This window comes from Streptomyces sp. SS7 (assembly GCF_037993025.1).
Classification (GTDB): domain Bacteria; phylum Actinomycetota; class Actinomycetes; order Streptomycetales; family Streptomycetaceae; genus Streptomyces.
Map to the genome: position 1 here is coordinate 4,678,078 of NZ_CP141223.1, position 16,510 is coordinate 4,694,587.

The window sequence follows — 16,510 nt, forward strand, 5'->3', positions numbered from 1 at the left end:
GTCAGCCTTTCAGCGGGAGGAGGAGGCGGGCGCGGCCCGCTCGGGCATCGAGGGCCCAGCAGGCCAGGGCCACCAGGGCGGCCGCCGTGCCGACCGCGAGGAAACCGGCGGCAGGTCCGGCCGCGGCCGTCGCCGGGCCGGCCAGTGGGGCGCCGGCGGCGTTGCCGCCGGCCACGGCGGCTCCGTACAGGCCCAGGACCCGGCCCCGGTTGTGCTCGGTCGCGACCGCACTGCAGGCAGCGGCGGTCACGGCGAAGGACGTCGCCGACAGCATCGCGGCGGGGGCCATGGCAATGAGCAGGAACCGCCAGTCACCGGTCAGGCCCAGGGGTGCCGTGACGAGGCCGAGCAGCAGCAGCGGGACAGCGGGGTGGGGTGTGATCGCGAGGGTGCCGAACAGCAGCCCGCCCAGGACCGCGTACATCCCGCACACGGCGATGAGCAGCCCCACCCATTCCAGGGCACCCTGCGCGCGGGACAGGCCGATCAGGGACAGCTCGAAGCCGGAGGAGATCATGCCGGTCGCAAAGGCACAGGCAAGCGCCCCACCGACGGACACGGCCGAGCCCACCGCATCAGCCCCACCGGCCGACACGGCCGAACCCGCGTCGTCACCCCCGACGCCCGGCGCCGACCGGCCCGCCGCATCCGGAGCCGCGGCCGGGGTCGGCCCGTTCCTCTGCCCCGGGCCTTCGGCCGGTGCCGTGGGGGGCGCCTTCGCGGGATCCGGGGTCGGAGTCGGGCGGGGCGGCCGGCCGGAGCGGGCGGCGAAGGTGGTCAGGCCGAGGACCAGGACGGTGCCGAGGAGGCGGGAGGCCGTCGTCGGCGATGCCTGGGTGGACAGGACGGCGCCCAGGGCGGGACCGGCGAGATAGGAGAGCTGGCTCGTCACCGTGTCCAGCGCGAACGCCGCCTGCCGGTGCTCCGGTGCCGTCTGCGCGGCCAGCACCATCCGGGTCAGCGTGGAACCGGGCACCAGCAGGAGTCCGGACGCGAGGGCGCCACAGAGCAGCGCCGGGTAGGAGAGCCGGTCCGCCGTCGCCCAGAACACTCCCTGCGCCACGGCGCTGACGGCGAGGACCGGCCGCATCGACAGCCGGTCCATGGTCCAGCCGAGGACGGGCGCTCCCGCCATCACTCCCGCCATCCACGCACCGGTGACCAGACCGGCGGCCCCGAGGGAGCGGTTCAGCGCGAGGGACACCTGGAGGGACAGGACCAGCGGAATCGCGATGACGGGCAGTTTGACGAGGAAGCCCACCACAAGGGTGGTCCTCATGCCGGGCACCGACAGCAGCGGCCGGTACCGGCCCAGCCCTGTCGGCGTGGCCGGCGTCTCCCGCCGCGTGGCGGTCCGGGCCTCAGACAAGGGTCGCGACATGGTCACGGACGTCCACCGGCGTACGGCGCCGCTGCGGCACCGCCGACGGGTCGGGCGAGCCGATGTCCAGCGCGCCCAGCAGGCGTTCCTCCGCACCGAGCCCCAGTCGGCCCGGCAGGCTCCGGGAGGTGCACAGCGGGCCCGTACGCCAGATGGCGCCGTAACCGCGGGCGTGCAGCAGGAGCAGCAAGGCGTGGGTCATGGCACTGGCCGCGGCCAGCTGTTCCCATTCGGGCACCCGGTGACCGACCCGTGGCCGGAACACCAGCATCGCCTTGAGCGGCGCACGCACCACCTTGGCGGCGAGCTGCTCCCGGGGAACGTCCGGCTGGTCCTCGGCGAGGCTGTCGACCACGGTGTCCAGCCCGTCGCCGCGCACCAGGATCCACCGCCACGGGCGCAGCATCCCGTGGTCGGGTGCCGTGGCCGCGCTCTGCAGCAGATAGCAGAACTCCTGGTCGCCCGGCGCCGGAGCGAGGAGTCGCGCGACGCTGCGACGGGTCAGTAATGCGGTGAAGACGTCCACTGGTTCTCCTCCTCGCTCAGTCGGCGAGCATGTCGGCGTAGAGGACCGGCTCCAGGGCCCGCAAGGCCGCGTAGTCCGCCTCGATGCGCTCGGGATCCTGGGAGATCAGATAGAGGTTGCCGGGGCAGGTCGCCAGGTTGACGGTCCGCTCCAGGCGGGAGACGGAGTCCAGGGTGGTGTCCAAGCCGTGGAAGGAGGGCAGTGCGCGGATGCGGCTCAGGTCGGGGGCTCGGACGACCTTGCCCTCGACGGGGCTGAGCAGATACACGTGGCGGGCGTACAACCGCGGCTCGGGCCGCGGCCTGCGGATGGCGTGCGCGAAGCCGTCCGGGTCGAGATAGCTGAGCGGCAGCAGGGAGTTCTGGCTGCGCCCGCACACCGTGTAGACGGCGCCGGGGTCGCAGGCGCCCTCGACGCGGGCGCCGGTCTCGATCAGTACGGGCCCGCCGGGCGTCAGCATGATCTCGCTGTGGGCGGTGCCGTTGTCGATGCCCAGCGATCCCAGCACGTCGTGCAGGTAGGTGGTGAGCTGCCCGTACTCGGATGCGTCGGGGTGGACGAGGTCGGAGTACGTGCACACCGCGGTGGCGCCGACCATGCGGCGGTGCATCCGCCACACGTCGGTCACGTGGTGCCGCCCCCGGGAGCTGACCGAGTTGACGGTGTACTCGACACCGCCCGTGTGCAGGATGTCCTGCTGCACCAGCAGCTCGTCGTTGGCCTGCCCGAACAGGCTGACGGTGGCGAGCAGTTCGGCGAACGCGGCCCGCACCTCGTCCGCCGAGGCGCAGAACCGTACGCCCTCGGCGGACGTGCCGGCCAGTGGCTTGACCACGACCCGGCCGTCGGACCGGGTGCGGTACCACTCCAGGGCCTCGGCGACGTCCCCCGTGCGGCAGTGCGGGATCGCGGCGAGGCCGTCACGGGTCAGGGCCTCGGCCATGTGGTACTTGTCCCGCCGGGCCCGGGCCGTCCGCGGCGCCATCGCGGGGACGGCGGGGAAGTGCGGTGCCAGCCGGTCGGCCAGCGTGACGCCGGACTCGCCGCCGGGGACGACACAGGCCACCTCGTACGCCGACAGGCCGCGCAGCAGCGCGTCGAAGCCGTCCGCCTCCTCCAGGGTCAGCAGGAAGTCCTGCGGGCGGAAGGACGCACGCCAGAACTCCGAGTCGCTCTCCTGCGACAGGACGGCCACGCAGCGCAGACCCAGCCCGTTGAAGAGCTGTGGCAGCTTGGTACCGGCACGCAGGGGGTCGACGAGGACGACGACGGATCGTGGTACGGCGGTCATGGCTTCAGCCTCTTGTCGGGGTCGGGGTCGAAGGCGGGCCGTGCTCAAGCCCGCCTGCGGGGACGTGCGGGGTCAGACGGCGGGGGCGCCTCCGACGGCGTCCGCCAGCTCCCGCCAGAAGTCGGCGAGCAGTCCGAGGTAGCTGTTGAACCCGTGTTCCAGGGCGGCGAGGTCCTCCTCGGTGCGGCACAGGGCCGCGGAGCTGGACACCGCGTGCAGCTTGTGCTCCTTCTCGGCCGCGCCGATGTGGATGTAGAAGAACTCGCAGTGCTCGTGGAAATCCTCGAGCGTGAAGTGGCGCATGTAGTTGCGGGAGCCCTCGTACAGGTAGACCAGCTGGGCGTACGCGTGCCACTCCTGGGCCAGCAGGGCGCCGCAGCCGACCCGGACGTTCTCGTCGCCGAACAGGGCGGCACCCTGCTCCACCAGCCGCTGGGTGGCGGGCAGGACGGTGGGGTCGATGTCGTCGAAGTCGACCTCGTGGCCGCGGATGCGGGAGAGCAGGGCGGAGAAGAAGTTCTTCAGCAGGACGGTGTGCACCTTCTTCGGGTCACCGTTGCCCATCTCGTCGTTGATGTTCTCGACGGTCTCGGAACGGGCCACCAGGTCGTCCGGCGACATGCGCAGGAAGACCAGGGCGAGCCGGTTCACGGTGGGCGAGACCTGGGCGTAGAAGTTGCGGGCGACTGTCTCGACCTTCTCGGCCGGCAGTTCGGTGGAGCGCCACAGGTCGTAGAAGGCGTTGTTGAGCGCCGGGTGGCGGTACACCGACTCGGCGAGGTCGAGGACCTGCTTCTCGGTGGCGTTCGCGTCGAGCGGTGTCGCGGTCGTGGTCATGGTCGTCCTTTCCTGGCGGGGGTGGGCTGGTTCACCAGCGGCTGGTCTCGCCGAAGAATCCGGGCACGGGCAGCAGCCGGCCTTCCTCCCCGGCCCGCTGGTACAGGTGGCGGCCGACGGCGAGATCCAGCACGCCGAGCCCGAACGGCGAGAAGACGACGGCGCGTTGCGGATCCGGCGCGCACCGGCCGAGCAGCACGTCGGCCAGCGTCCCGGCGATGAAGGAGCGGTTGCCGACCCGCTGTTCGGCGAGGTGGGGCGAGGTGTCGGCTTTGAGGCAGTGCTCCACGTCGTCCACGAAGTTCTGCGCGGTGAGCAGGAGTTCGGGCGCCAGGTCGCGCAGGGAGACGTTGAGGACCACCTGACCGGGGCGCAGCGTGTGGTCGGCGCCGATGTAGGGGCGGAGCGCGGTGGTGGCCAGCACCACGAGGTCGCAGCCGAGGGCCCGGCGCAGGTCCCCGGTGCGGCTGGGCGCGCCGTACGTCTGGTCGAGGTGCCCGGCCAGCGCCGCGGCGGAGGCGCCGTCGAGGTCGTGGACGGTGACGTCGGCGAAGGGGACGCCCGCGACCGTGAGGTAGTGACAGATCGTCCGGGCGATGACACCGGCGCCCACGACGCCCACCGTGGCCGGTGCCGTGGCGCCCAGGGCGGTGGCCGCGAGGGCGGCGGAGGCCGCGGTCCGGGCGGCGCTGATGCTCGCGGACTCCAGCAGGGCGAAGGGGTAGCCGGTGCGGTAGTCGTTGAGGACGAGCACCGCGGAGGCCCGGGGCATGCCGTCGGCGACGTTGCCCGGGAAGCTGCCGATCCACTTGATCCCGGCGACCTCCGCGGCGCCGCCCAGGTAGGCGGGGAGCGCGATGATGCGGGAGTCGGGCTTCTGCGGGAACCGCAGAAAGTAGCTGTCCGGGTTGACGGTGTCCCCCGCGTCGTGGGCGAGGTACGCCTCCCGCACCCGGTCGATGACCTCGGCCTCCCGGCCGGCCAGGAGCTCGACCACGTCCTTTCCGGGCAGGACGGAGAACTCACGCATGACTGGCTCCTGTCTGTGGGCCGGCCGGCAGGGCCGCGGCGGCCGGGCGGTGCTGTCGGGGCCCGTGCGTTCCCGGCTGCGGCCCGGGGACCACCGCGGGGCCGAACGTGCGGATCAGCCAGTCGTCGTCGTACACGGTGTCCAGGTACCGCTCGCCGAGGTCCGGGGCGATCACCAGGACCCGGGCGCCGTCCTCGATCAGCCCGCGCAGTTCGGTCACCGCGTGCAGTGCCGTGCCGGTGGAGGCACCCGGCAGCAGGCCGTAGTCGAGGGCCACCCGGCGGCAGGCGCGCACCGTGTCGGCTTCGGCGACCCGGATCTTCGCGAACGACCCGTCGTCGGCGAAGAGTTCGGGTCTGCGGCTGGTGCCGAGGCCCGGCAGGTGCCGGCGGGCGCCGTGACCGCCGAAGGTGACCGATCCTTCCGCGTCCACGGCGACCAGGCGGGTCGGCAGCCGACGCTCGCGGACGGCCGCGAGGCAGCCCATCAGGGTGCCGGTGCTGCCCACGCCGACGAACAGCCAGTCCGGGACGCCGAACCCGTCGAGGATCTCGCCCATGGTGTCGCGCCGGTGGGCGCGGGCACCGGCCGGATCGCGGTACTGGTTGAGCCAGACGGTCTCCGGGTGGGCGAGCAGGTGCTGCTCGATGAACTCGATCCGGGAGTGCAGGTAGCCGCCGTTGACGTCGCGCCCGGTCACCACGACCACGTCGGCCCCGAGCGCCCGCATGTGCCGGATGTTCTGCGTCTGGGTGTTGGGGTCGGTGACCAGAGTGAGCGGGTGGCGCTGTGCCGCGCACACCATGGCGAGCGCGATGCCCAGGTTGCCGGAGGTCGACTCGATGAGCGGGGCGCCCGCCCGCAGCCGCCCCTCGTCACGGGCGGAGGCGACCATCTCCCGGGCCGTCTTGACCTTGATCGAGCCCGCAGGATTGAGCGCCTCCAGCTTCAGGGTGGTGCTGAAGCCCGGGCAGAAGCCCGGCAGGGTGAGGAAGGGGCGGGCCGGTCCCGCGTCGTACGCCCTGTCGCAGACGGCGGGGTTCACCGCGCCGACGACAGCGCCTGATCCAGGTCGTCGATCACGCCCTGGGGGTCGTTGCTGTAGCCGAGCGCCAGGCGGACGGTCCCGCGCGGGACGCCGATGCTCCGCAGCTCCTCGTCGGAGTACTCGAAGTAGGTGAAGAAGGTGCTCTGCTCGACCAGGGTGTGCGGCGCGCCGAAGTTGGAGGCCATGAAGGGCACCTTCAGCCGGTCCACGACCTCGGCGGTCTCCGCCTCGCTCATGTCGAGTTCGAAGGTGATGACACCGCCGTAGCCGTTGAGGTACTGCTGGGCCATCTTGAAGTGCGGGTGGCTCTCCAGACCGTTGTAGTAGACACGGTCGACCCGCGGGTGGCTCTCGAGGTGGCGGGCGACTTCGAGACCCATGGCGTTCACGCGCTCCATGCGCAGCCGCAGCGTGTACAGGCTGCGGCGGAGCAGGAAGGCCGTGTTGCCGTCCATGATCGGGCCGGTGGTGTCGCGGTACCAGCGCAGCTTGTCGATGAGGTCCTGCCGGCCCGACGCGACACCTGCCACGATGTCGCCGTGCCCGCTGAGGTACTTGGTCGCGCTGAACAGGACCAGGTCCACACCCCACTGGAGGGCGTAGAAGTTCGGGGGCGGCGAGAAGGAGCTGTCGAGGGTGATGATCACCTCGGGGCCGAGGGCCTCGCGGACCCGGGCCACGTCGATGAGGTACATGTGCGGGGAGGACGGCATCTCCAGGTGGACGAGCTTCAGCCTGCCCTTGAGGGACCGCACGTTCTCGATGAACTCTTCGGGGTCACGGATGGAGAACTCGTGCACCGTGACGCCGAACTTCGGCAGGATGTGGTGGAAGACGTTGCGCACCTGGCGGTACGACTCGGACGGCAGGACGACCTCGTCGCCGGCCTCCAGCAGGGCGAGGAATGCCGTCGTGTGCGCGGCCATGCCGGAGGCGAACACCAGGGAGTCGTCGGCTCCGCTCAGTTCGGTGAGCCGGTTCTCCACTTCTATCCATGTCGGGTTGGAATAGCGGCCGTAGCGGCCGGCCGGTACCGACAGGTCGTGCAGTCCGGCCTTCACATGGGCGGCGTCGTCGAAGTAGTACGAGGCGCTCTGGTAGGTGGGCGACTCGATGCTGTTGCGGTAGGCGTCGTCGGGGCGCAGCTTCGTCACTCTGTACTCCTTGGCTGGTTCGGGTCATGGAGGAACGGGCGGCGGGCAGTGCCGGGCTGCTCAGCCCATGTCGAGGCGCAGGAGGTCGTCGATGGTCTCCCGGCGGACGATCTCCCGGGACTCGCCGTCGGCCACGGCGACGACGGGCGGCCGGGGGACGTGGTTGTAGTTGTGCGCCAGGCTGCGGCAGTAGGCGCCGGTGCCCGGTACGGCGAGCAGGTCGCCCGGCCGGACGTCGGCGGGCAGGTGGTCGTCGCGTACGACGACGTCACCGGCGTCGCAGTGTTTGCCCACGACCCGCACGAGCCGGGGCGGGGCGTCCGAGGTGCGTCCGGCCAGGCGGACCGAGTAGGTGGCGTCGTAGAGGGCCGTGCGGACGTTGTCGCTCATGCCGCCGTCGACGGCGACGAACGTGCGGATGCCCTCGCGGTGCTTGACGGTGCCGACCGTGTACAGGGTGACGCCGGAGGGGCCGACGATGGCCCGCCCCGGCTCGATCGCCAGCCGGGGAACGTCGACGCCGAGCGCGGCGCATTCCTTCGCCACCACCGTGCGCAGGATGTCGGCCATCTCCTCCGGCTCGGTGGGCTCGTCCTCGGGCGTGTACGCGATGCCGAAGCCGCCGCCGAGGTCGAGCTCCGGCAACAGCGCGCCTTCCCGCACGAACTGCGCACGCAGCTCCAACAGCCGCTTGGCGGCGGCCTCGAACCCGGCGGAGCCTAGGATCTGGGAGCCGATGTGGCTGTGCAGTCCGCGCAGTTCCAGCACTCCGTCGTCGAGCACGCGCCGTACGGCCGCCGCCGCCTCCCCGCTCACCAGGGAGAATCCGAACTTCTGGTCCTCGTGTGCGGTGGCGATGTAGGCGTGTGTGTCGGCGTGCACGCCGACCGTCACGCGGAGCAGTACGCCCGGCCGGGCGCCGGGGAACCGCGGCATCAGGTCACGGAGCCGGTCGAGTTCGGCGAAGGAGTCGACGACGATGCGGCCCACGCCGTACTCGAGCGCTGCGGCGAGTTCCTCGGTGGACTTGTTGTTGCCATGCATCAGGATGCGGTCGGCTGGAAATCCGACCGCCTTGGCGAAGGCGAGTTCACCTTCCGTGCATACGTCCAGGCTCAGGCCGGCCTCTTCGGCCAGCCGGGCCGTGGTGCGGCTCAGGAAAGCCTTTCCGGCGTAATAGACGTCGAAGTCCTCAAAAGCTTTTCGGAATCTGGCACATCGCTGCCGGAAATCGCTCTCGTCGAATACGTAGACCGGCGTGCCATGACGCTCGGCGATTTCTGTGACGGATATCCCGCCGACGGTGAGGGCTCCCTGTTCGTCCACGGCGGCGGTGGTGGGCCATATGCCGGACGAAAGGGAAAGGCGGTCGGCGGCAGGGGTGGTCGGAATCTCTTGTGCGGGCACGGCGATCCTCTGGTCGTGCGGCATGGTCGGGGCAGGGCCGTGGGGTAGCCCCGAGGTGGCGGGAAGCGTGAAGGCGCTGCGCGGCCGGGCACCCCGGCGGTTCGGGCGCCCGGGTGCGGGCGGGAGGGTGGACTCAGATGTCGAGGGCGAGAACGCCGGCCAGGACGAACATCACGACACCGCAACCGATGTTGACCTTGCGGGTGAGTCCCTTGTCACTGGTGAAGCGTTCGGCGAGGGCGCCGCTGACCAGCCCGACGCCCGCGTCGGCGGCGAACCCGATGGCCACGAAGATCGCGCCCAGCGTGAGGAGCTGGGCGGGTACGGGCCAGCCGGAGGTCGAGGTGAACTGGGGCAGGAAGGCCACGTAGAAGACGATCACCTTGGGGTTGGCCAGGTTGACGAGCATCGCGCGGTAGGCGATGCGTCCGTAGTTCTGACGTGCCCGTTCCGTGCTCACCGCCATGTCGGACTTGTCCCGGATGATCGAGACACCCAGGTAGATCAGGTAGCACAGCCCGATGACCTTGAAGCCCGACAGGAGCACCGGGTAGCGGGAGACGAGAAGGGACACGCCAAAGGCACAGAGCACCGCGTGCACCAGCATGCCGGCGGCGACACCGGCTGCCGCCGAGACGCCACCGCGGCGGCCCTGCGACACCCCGAAGGACATGACATAAAGCATGTCCGGCCCGGGGGTGAAGCACACGATCGCAGCCGCCGCGAGGAAGGAAACGAACGACGCACTCTGAATATCCATGACGGGTAAGCCGCTCCGCACCTTCCGCTGGCGGCACATTTTCGCCGCACGCCTTCCGTGGAGACGCCTCCAGTTTGCCACCGAAGAGCAGCCCGCGGATCGGCCGGATGCATACTTATTAGTCGAGCACACATTTGGACGGATGGATAAAATGGACATAGAGCGCAATCGGGCCCTTTCCCCTCTGTCTGAGGTGGAAATCGCGCTGTATACCTTTGCCGTGGAACACGCCGATGTGTGCCGTGACGAGCTGCCGCGGCTCGACGACGCAGACACCGAGGACGTCGCGGCAGCCTTTCGGAGCCTCGCGGAACGCCGGCTGTTAATGCCCATGAGCGCGGAGAACAGGCGTTACGCGGCGGCTCCTCCCGATGCCGCGGTGGAGGCCCTCATCCGCCCCCTCGTCCAGCAGGCGCGCAGGGCGCAGAACGCGGCGGACCGTCTGCGCCGCGAACTCGTGCCCGTCTACGAGAGCGCTCTCGAACGGCGGCTGCGTCAGCCCCTGTTCGAGGAACTGCCCGATGTCCCCAGCGTACGACGGGCGTTGGAGCGGTTCGCCGCCGAGGCGGAGCGCGAAGTGCTCACCTCACAGCCGGGAGGCGCACGCAAGGAGGAGGTCCTGCGCGAGGCCATGGACCGCACCGAGGCGATGCTCCAGCGAGGCGTCCGGATGCGGACGCTCTATCAGCACACCGCTCAGTACAACCCGGGCACCGCCGCATACGTGGAGATCGTCAGCGGCCTCGGGGCAGAGGTGCGCACGCTGGGCGAAGGTTTCATGCGGATGATCGCGTTCGACGGCGAGATCGTCGTCATCGAGCAGAAGGGCAATCCCAAGGCCGCCCTGGTCGTCCGGGAGCCCAGCGTGGTCTCCTTCGCGGTGGCCGCCTTCGAGCTGATGTGGCTGCAGGCGGACCCGTTTCCGGTCAATCTCGGCCGCGCGCAGGCCATCCAGGTCTCCGACAAGACCAAGGAGGACATCATCCGGCTCCTGATCCAGGGGGAGTCGGACAAGGTCATCGCCCGGCGCATGGGGATGACCGTACGGACGTGCCAGCGCCACATCGCGAAGATCATGGAGCGGATCGGCGCCAAGAGCCGGGTGCACGCGGGCTATCTGCTGCGCGAGCACGAGGGGAACCTGGTGATCTCCGACAGCCCGGACCGCTCCGGGAACGACTGACGCGGCAGGACACCGGCCTTCGGCCCGTCCTGCCGCGTCTCGTCAAGCGTCCCTGTCACCCGAGGGCGTCAGCTCCGGTGTCCACCGTCCGGAAGTACGTGAGGTACTCCCCACGCCCGAACCCCTCGGTCTCGTAGAGAGCCTGGGCGACCCTGTTGTCGGGCGCCGTCTCCAGCTGGACCCCGGCCGCGCCGGCCGCCCGGGCCCGCTCCAGGCAGGCGCGCACCAGGGCACGGCCCGCCCCGGCGCCGCGTGCTTCGGGCCGCACATACAGGTCGTTCAGTGTCCACACCGTCTTCATGGCAAGGGACGAGAAGGTCGGATAGACCTGGGCGAAGCCGACGCCGGCGCCGTTCGTCTCGGCGAGCAGCACCACCGCGTCACCGTTCTTCAGCCGGTCCGTGAGGAAGGCCTCCGGACCGTCCTCGGTGTCGGGCCGGACGCCGTAGAACTCCAGGTACAGCCGGAACAGTCCGGCCAGTTCGGGCAGGTCCGTGAGCTGCGCGGTGCGCACCCGCACGCTGTCGTTCAACAACTCTCCTCCAGGGCGGGCGGGTTCGTGCCGCTCACCGTTGTCTCAGGGGTTCGTTCACCGCCGGCGGCAGCGTAGTCCAGCACAGAGCCGAAGACGGGACCGTCCGACCGGGCGAGCCGCCGCCCGTGGCGGGGCACCTCAAGGGCCGCCGCCGTCACCGGCCGCTCTGCGGGCAGGCCCAGCACCCGCGCCAGCCGTGCCGCACCGACCGGCAGGACCGGGGCTGCCCAAGCGGAGAGGGCCGACGCCACGGCGAGCTGCGCGGCGAGGGCCGCACGCCCGTGGGCGCCGCCCTCCGGTCGCTGCGCCTGGTGGGCCTGGACGTGCGCGAAATCCGTCACGCAGTGGACGATCTCGTCCAGCAGCGCCACGGCCCGGCGGGGCGCGAACGCCGCCGGCCCGTACGCCTCGCGCAGTTCGGCCAGGGAGGCCAGCAGCCGGGCACGCAGCGACTCCCACTCGGCACCGGTGGGCTCCTCACCGGGAACCCGTCCACCGCACTCGGACTCCACCGCGTCGAACAGCCGCTCCAGCCAGCCGTTCCACAGGGCGTCCAGATGCCGGCGGGTGCCTTCCAGCGCCGGCCGGTCGAAGCTGGTCTGCCGGCCCTCGGGGCGGTCGGCGCAGACGTGGTGGCGCAGTACGTCGCTGCCGTACTCCTCGATGACCTCGTCCCCCCAGACGGCGTGCCCGCGGCTGGTGGAGAACTTCTGCTCCCGCAGCCGGTAGAACTCGTTCACCTGGAACGCGACGGCCAGTGCGTCGGTCCGCCCGCCGGCGGCGTACAGGGCCGGGAACAGCACGGCGTGGAAGTAGCCGTTGTCGAAGCCGAAGAACTGCACGGAGGCCGGGTCCCCGGCGCTGTCCGCCGCGGCCGGACGGTCCGCCCGGCCGGTCTGCACGAGGTACCCGGGGGCCATCTCGAACCACACGTAGATGCGCTGGTCCTCGAATCCGACGACGGGCACGCCTACGCCCCAGTCGGCGGGATGTGTCACGGCGATGTCCGGCAGTCCGTCGGCGGCCATCGTCTCGCACAGCGCACGCAGGTGCGGTGGCATGCGCACCGTGGACCAGTAGGCGACGAGCGTTTCGGTGTGGGGGTCGAGCGGGAAGTACAACCGCTCGCACGGACGGTTCTCGGCCGCCTGCCCGCACAACGCGCACCTCGGGTCGACGAGGTCCCCGCAGTCGTTGGGGCGGCCGCACGCTTCGCAGGCGTTGCCGTGGGAGGAGACCCCGCAGTGCGGGCAGACGCCCACCACATACGCCTCGTAGAGCCAGCGCTCGCAGGGCACGCAGTACGGCAGCGGGGTCGTGCGCGCCTCGATGTGCCCTGCGTCGTAGAGCCGCCGGAAGAACTTCTGGACGGCCCGGGCGTACCCGGCGTCGCGGCGGGGCAGGACCACCCGGTCGAGGGACACGGCGGCGCTGCGCCACGTCCGCACGATCGAGGCGCCGTACGCGTCGGCGATCTCCTCGGCGGCCTTGCCGCCGTCCTTGAGCCCCCGCACCTGCACATGGCTCTGGTGGTCGTCGATGCCTGAGGTGTACAGCACGCTCCGGGACTCGGCCCGCAGGAAGCGGCTCAGCACGTCACCGGCGACGTACGGCCCGGCCAGATGACCCACGTGCAGATCGCCGTTGGGGGTCGGGGGCGTACTCGTGATCCACACGGGGCCGGTCACGCGGTCGCCTCCCGCGGGTTGTCGTACAGGGGCCAGTACACGGAAAGCCAGCGGAGGGTGCCCGCGTCGGCGTCGGTGCCCGGATTGCGCACGACGTGCTCCAGCCCGCCGGGGAGCACCACGACGTCCCCGGCGGTGACGTCCGTGCTCTCGCCCGCCAGCTCCACCCGCCCGGAGCCGCCGAGCACGAACATCACCTCGTCCTGGCTGTGGCAGTCCGGGTCCGAGCTGCTGCCGGGGGGCAGGAAACAGGCCATGGCCCCGAGCGGGGGCTCGTCGCCACCGTGCCAGGGGACGAGCCGCTGGCAGCGCATGCCGAACTCGTCGCGGGCCAGGGCGGGGTCGATGCGGAGTTTGGTTATCACGTGACCTCTTCGTTGCTGACGAGCCTGCCCCGCGAGCGGCGGCGGGCCGTGACCAGCGCCGCGCACAGCACGAGCAGCAGGGCGAGAACCAGTGCCGTCCCGGTGAACAGCAGGAAGAACGCCGCGAGCACACCGGTGGCGAGGGCACTGACCCGCATGGCGGGCGTGGGCCGCTCGCGCAGCGCGGCGACCGCGGAGACGATGTAGAGGATCAGGAAGACGGCGCTGGTGACGGCCACCATGCGGTCCTCCTCGACGCCGGACCGGCCGACTGCGGTGAGGACCGCCACGTAGCCGACGCCGAGCGCGAGCAGCACCCGGCCGGGCACCCCGGTACGGCCGACCCGGCCGAGGGCGGCCGGCAGCAGACCCTTCCGGGCCGCGGCCAGGGTGAGCCGGGAGGCACCCAGCACCCAGGCGTTGGTGGCCACCACCACGATCAGCAGGGCGACGAGGTCCCCGGCTGCACCGCCGCCCCACGCGCCGAGCAGGGCGGACAGCACCATCGTTCCGGGCGGGTGGGGGACCAGCAGATAGGCGCCCGCGACGACCACGTACACGAGGCCCACGGCGGGCACTGCGTAGCGGATGGCCCGGCGGAACGCGCGCGCCGGATCGCGCACCTCCTCCGCCACCGCCGAGACGTTCTCCCAGCCGAGGAACGAGAAGAACGCGACGACCGCGGACGTGCCGACGGCCGGCCAGCCGTGCGGGGCGAACGGCGTGAGGCGGGAGACCGACATCTCGGGCGCCGCCAGGACGACGGCACAGGCCAGGCCCAGCAACAGCAGGACCAGCGCCGCCTGCTGGATACGGGCACCGAGCGCGAGGCGCAGCCCGTTGAAGGCCACCGACAGCGTCATGAATCCGGCCGCGACATACATCGTCCACCCCTCGCCAAGTCCCGTGAGATGGCAGAAGTAGCGCGCGGAGATGATGCCCATCACGGGGTTGCCCGCCATGTACACGAGGACGAGCAGGATGTGGGCGGTGTCCCCGGCGGGCCGGCCGAGCCCGCTGCGGATGAGGGCACTGAGCCCCGATGCGTCCACATGCCGGGCCGACATCTCGGCGAAGAGCCGAGCCATCGGATACGAGGCCAGCGCCAGCACCGCCCAGGCGATCAGCGAGGCCGGCCCGGCGATGGCGGCCGTCACGGTGGGCACGCCGAGCAGGCCCGCCCCGACCAGGCTGGTGACGTAGAAGATCACCAGACCGCGGGTGCCGAGCTCCCGCGCCGGTGCGGGTCTTGCCTCCTCCGGCTGCCTCTCCCGGCCGGCACCGGCCGAGCGGGCCAGGCTCACGGCGCCGCGAACAGCAGTTCGTCGCCGGACCGGCTCGGCGAGACCGACTCGGCGTTCTCCCCGTAGGCCACCTGATCGGTGAAGTCCACTGCCGCCCATTCCAGGTGGTCGTGGAATTCCGCGCGGCTCGGGAAGAAGCTCCGGTCATTGATGAAGTCGCTCAGGCGCCGTTCGTCGTGGAGACAGGCCGGAAACCCGTACCAGCTGCCCGGGTTCCGCATCGTGGCGAGGTCATTCAGGGAGACCTGCCGCGTGGCGCCGTCGGTCGGCATGCCCCGGTGCCACCCGAAGCGGTCCTGCTTCTCCACGAAGACGATGCCGAGGCGATCGGTGTCCGGAACCTGCTCATTGTGTTCCCGGACGGCGATGGCGAGAGCCGGATCGGAAGGGCCGAAGCCGACTCCGAGAATGTCGTGAACCGGAGTGTGTGGTGCGGCGTCGAGCGCCTCGGCACCGGTCACCGGGCGCGCTCCCCGATGGCCGTTCCATTCACCGCGTCGGGAACCGGTTCCCCCGCGAACGCCATACGGACCGACTGCGCAACCGATATTCCGGCCTTTTCCTGGGCCTCGGCGGTCGAGGCCCCCAGATGCGGGGTGACGACGACCGAGTCGAAGTCGAAGAGCGGGGACTCGGTGGTCGGCTCGAACTCGAACACGTCCAGGCCGGCGCCGGCCACCCGGCCGTCCTTCAGGGCCAGGGCCAGCGCGGCCTCGTCCACGATGCCGCCGCGCGCCGCGTTGACGATGCGGACGTCGGGCTTGACCTTGCGCAGGGCCTCGTCACCGATGAGACCGACGGTGTCCGGGGTGCGGGGCAGGTGGACGGTGATGAAGTCCGAGCGGCGCAGCAGCTCGTCGAGGTCCAGCAGCTCGGCACCGAGCTGCGCGGCGCGCTCGTCGGTGACGTAGGGGTCGTAGGCCACGATCGTCATCCCGAACGCCCGCAGCCGCTCCGCGACCAGGGAACCGATGCGGCCCAGACCCACCACGCCGACCGTCTTGCCGCAGAGTTCCACGCCGCCATAGCGCGAGCGCGCCCACTGTCCGCCCTTGAGGGCGGTGTTGGCCGCCGCGATGTTGCGTGCCGTGGCCATCAGCAGGCCCACGGCCAGCTCGGCCGCGCTGACGACATTGGAGGTGGGGGCGTTCACCACCAGCACACCGGCCCTGGTGGCCTCGCGGACGTCCACATTGTCCAGCCCCACTCCGGCGCGGGCGATGACGCGAAGCTTCTCGGCAGCCTGAAGGACCCCGGCGTCCACCTGGGTCGCGGAGCGGATCAGGAGCGCGTCGGCGTCGGGAACGGCGGCAAGCAGTTCGTCACGACGGGCACCGTCGCAGTACCGAACCACGAAGTCGGGTCCCAAGGCGTCAATGGTCGCCGGGCTGAGTTTCTCTGCGATGAGAACAACCGGAAGGCCGGAATCAGACATTTTCGAGACAACCTTTCGTTCCGCGCGGCGCGAAGTATGTCGTGGCGTTGAGCTGCACTTAGCCCCAACCGAGATCCAGCGGAACGGCGCGTGCCATGAACGAATCAGAACTCGACTGTCCGGATTCGAGCAGATTCCCCTGGAACACCAGAACGGCGAGCGTCAGCACGGAAACCAGGCAGACGATAATGCGATTCACTTCTCCCCCTTTTTCAGGTGTGCGACCAGCGGCTCCGCGGTCGCACAATCAATCACTTTGCCACCCCAGAAGCCCAAGTAACAGAAAGATCACCTGTCGCAAATCGCAAGCAACGTCCAGAGACAGGTGTACATATCCAGGCATACCGGGGCATTCGAGCCCCCATCTCGGCATGCAGACAGGAGATATTCGCTAGATATCATTCAACGGCGAACAGATTTTTTATCGATGCCGCGAGCTGCCACACTTCTTTCAGTTTCAGGCCCCAACTATCCAGATTTCTTCGCCGGTCAGGCAGCCCGCGACGTGCCCGTCCGGCCGGCGGTCGCCACCGTCAGCCCTGGGCCGTCGGATTGACACTCCCGCG

General features: G+C 70.6%; 16 protein-coding genes and 1 pseudogene. 1 reads left to right on the plus strand and 16 read right to left on the minus strand.

Annotation, left to right across the window (positions count from 1 at the left end):
• Position 1: 1 nt before the first annotated feature.
• The 9 genes from U5640_RS21580 to U5640_RS21620 form a co-directional block, all read right to left on the minus strand.
• Positions 2 to 1,279 (minus strand): MFS transporter, encoded by a 1,278-nt coding sequence (locus U5640_RS21580; protein ID WP_340377405.1) that lies wholly within the window; start codon positions 1,277 to 1,279, stop codon positions 2 to 4.
• An 82-nt stretch (positions 1,280 to 1,361) separates the two neighbouring features.
• Positions 1,362 to 1,907 (minus strand): nitroreductase family protein, encoded by a 546-nt coding sequence (locus tag U5640_RS21585; protein WP_340377406.1) that lies wholly within the window; start codon positions 1,905 to 1,907, stop codon positions 1,362 to 1,364.
• Between the two features lie 16 nt (positions 1,908 to 1,923).
• A complete protein-coding gene (locus U5640_RS21590) occupies positions 1,924 to 3,198 on the minus strand; it encodes an ATP-grasp domain-containing protein (protein ID WP_340377407.1) in 1,275 nt (424 codons plus the stop codon).
• Between the two features lie 72 nt (positions 3,199 to 3,270).
• Positions 3,271 to 4,035: an iron-containing redox enzyme family protein gene (locus U5640_RS21595; protein WP_340377408.1), complete on the minus strand. Its 765-nt coding sequence runs from the start codon at positions 4,033 to 4,035 to the stop codon at positions 3,271 to 3,273.
• 31 nt (positions 4,036 to 4,066) lie between these two features.
• Positions 4,067 to 5,065, minus strand: coding sequence for a 2,3-diaminopropionate biosynthesis protein SbnB (gene sbnB / locus U5640_RS21600; RefSeq protein ID WP_340377409.1), 999 nt, complete (start codon positions 5,063 to 5,065; stop codon positions 4,067 to 4,069).
• The gene (locus tag U5640_RS21605) at positions 5,058 to 6,110 is read right to left on the minus strand and encodes a pyridoxal-phosphate dependent enzyme (protein WP_340377410.1); all 1,053 of its coding nucleotides are present in this window, start codon (positions 6,108 to 6,110) and stop codon (positions 5,058 to 5,060) included. The genes sbnB and U5640_RS21605 overlap by 8 nt, the downstream gene beginning before the upstream one ends.
• Positions 6,107 to 7,267, minus strand: coding sequence for a PLP-dependent transferase (locus U5640_RS21610; protein ID WP_340377411.1), 1,161 nt, complete (start codon positions 7,265 to 7,267; stop codon positions 6,107 to 6,109). Before U5640_RS21610 ends, U5640_RS21605 begins: the two co-directional genes overlap by 4 nt.
• Before the next feature lie 60 nt (positions 7,268 to 7,327).
• Complete coding sequence (gene lysA / locus U5640_RS21615) at positions 7,328 to 8,698, minus strand: diaminopimelate decarboxylase (protein ID WP_340377412.1); 1,371 nt, start codon at positions 8,696 to 8,698, stop codon at positions 7,328 to 7,330.
• Positions 8,699 to 8,807: 109 nt separating this feature from the next.
• The gene (locus tag U5640_RS21620; RefSeq protein WP_340377413.1) at positions 8,808 to 9,767 is read right to left on the minus strand and encodes a LysE family translocator; all 960 of its coding nucleotides are present in this window, start codon (positions 9,765 to 9,767) and stop codon (positions 8,808 to 8,810) included.
• Here U5640_RS21620 and U5640_RS21625 point away from each other — a divergent pair.
• The gene (locus tag U5640_RS21625) at positions 9,655 to 10,617 is read left to right on the plus strand and encodes a LuxR C-terminal-related transcriptional regulator (RefSeq protein WP_340377414.1); all 963 of its coding nucleotides are present in this window, start codon (positions 9,655 to 9,657) and stop codon (positions 10,615 to 10,617) included. The two genes, U5640_RS21620 and U5640_RS21625, sit on opposite strands and share 113 nt — an antisense overlap.
• Before the next feature lie 55 nt (positions 10,618 to 10,672).
• Here U5640_RS21625 and U5640_RS21630 read toward each other — a convergent pair whose 3' ends face one another.
• The 7 genes and pseudogenes from U5640_RS21630 to U5640_RS21660 form a co-directional block, all read right to left on the minus strand.
• A complete protein-coding gene (locus tag U5640_RS21630) occupies positions 10,673 to 11,149 on the minus strand; it encodes a GNAT family N-acetyltransferase (protein ID WP_340377415.1) in 477 nt (158 codons plus the stop codon).
• A complete protein-coding gene (locus U5640_RS21635; protein ID WP_340377416.1) occupies positions 11,146 to 12,840 on the minus strand; it encodes a class I tRNA ligase family protein in 1,695 nt (564 codons plus the stop codon). The genes U5640_RS21630 and U5640_RS21635 overlap by 4 nt, the downstream gene beginning before the upstream one ends.
• Complete coding sequence (locus U5640_RS21640; protein WP_340377417.1) at positions 12,837 to 13,205, minus strand: cupin domain-containing protein; 369 nt, start codon at positions 13,203 to 13,205, stop codon at positions 12,837 to 12,839. The genes U5640_RS21635 and U5640_RS21640 overlap by 4 nt, the downstream gene beginning before the upstream one ends.
• The gene (locus U5640_RS21645) at positions 13,202 to 14,509 is read right to left on the minus strand and encodes an APC family permease (RefSeq protein ID WP_340377418.1); all 1,308 of its coding nucleotides are present in this window, start codon (positions 14,507 to 14,509) and stop codon (positions 13,202 to 13,204) included. Before U5640_RS21645 ends, U5640_RS21640 begins: the two co-directional genes overlap by 4 nt.
• Positions 14,506 to 14,970, minus strand: a complete 465-nt coding sequence (locus U5640_RS21650) for a SidA/IucD/PvdA family monooxygenase (protein WP_340377419.1) — start codon at positions 14,968 to 14,970, stop codon at positions 14,506 to 14,508. Before U5640_RS21650 ends, U5640_RS21645 begins: the two co-directional genes overlap by 4 nt.
• A gap of 26 nt (positions 14,971 to 14,996) precedes the next feature.
• Positions 14,997 to 15,944, minus strand: a pseudogene (locus U5640_RS21655) (NAD(P)-dependent oxidoreductase); the annotation flags it as partial.
• 58 nt (positions 15,945 to 16,002) lie between these two features.
• Positions 16,003 to 16,143: a hypothetical protein gene (locus U5640_RS21660; protein ID WP_340377420.1), complete on the minus strand. Its 141-nt coding sequence runs from the start codon at positions 16,141 to 16,143 to the stop codon at positions 16,003 to 16,005.
• Between the last annotated feature and the right edge of the window lie 367 nt (positions 16,144 to 16,510).

Bases quoted from the DNA above. Each gene is read 5' to 3' on its own strand.
- U5640_RS21580 (WP_340377405.1), bottom strand. From the start codon at position 1,279: ATGAGGACCACCCTTGTGGTGGGCTTCCTCGTCAAACTGCCCGTCATC.
- U5640_RS21590 (WP_340377407.1), bottom strand. From the start codon at position 3,198: ATGACCGCCGTACCACGATCCGTCGTCGTCCTCGTCGACCCCCTGCGT.
- U5640_RS21595 (WP_340377408.1), bottom strand. From the start codon at position 4,035: ATGACCACGACCGCGACACCGCTCGACGCGAACGCCACCGAGAAGCAG.
- sbnB (WP_340377409.1), bottom strand. From the start codon at position 5,065: ATGCGTGAGTTCTCCGTCCTGCCCGGAAAGGACGTGGTCGAGCTCCTG.
- lysA (WP_340377412.1), bottom strand. From the start codon at position 8,698: ATGCCGCACGACCAGAGGATCGCCGTGCCCGCACAAGAGATTCCGACC.
- U5640_RS21620 (WP_340377413.1), bottom strand. From the start codon at position 9,767: ATGGGCATTAACAGCCGGCGTTCCGCGAGGCTCCGAAAGGCTGCCGCG.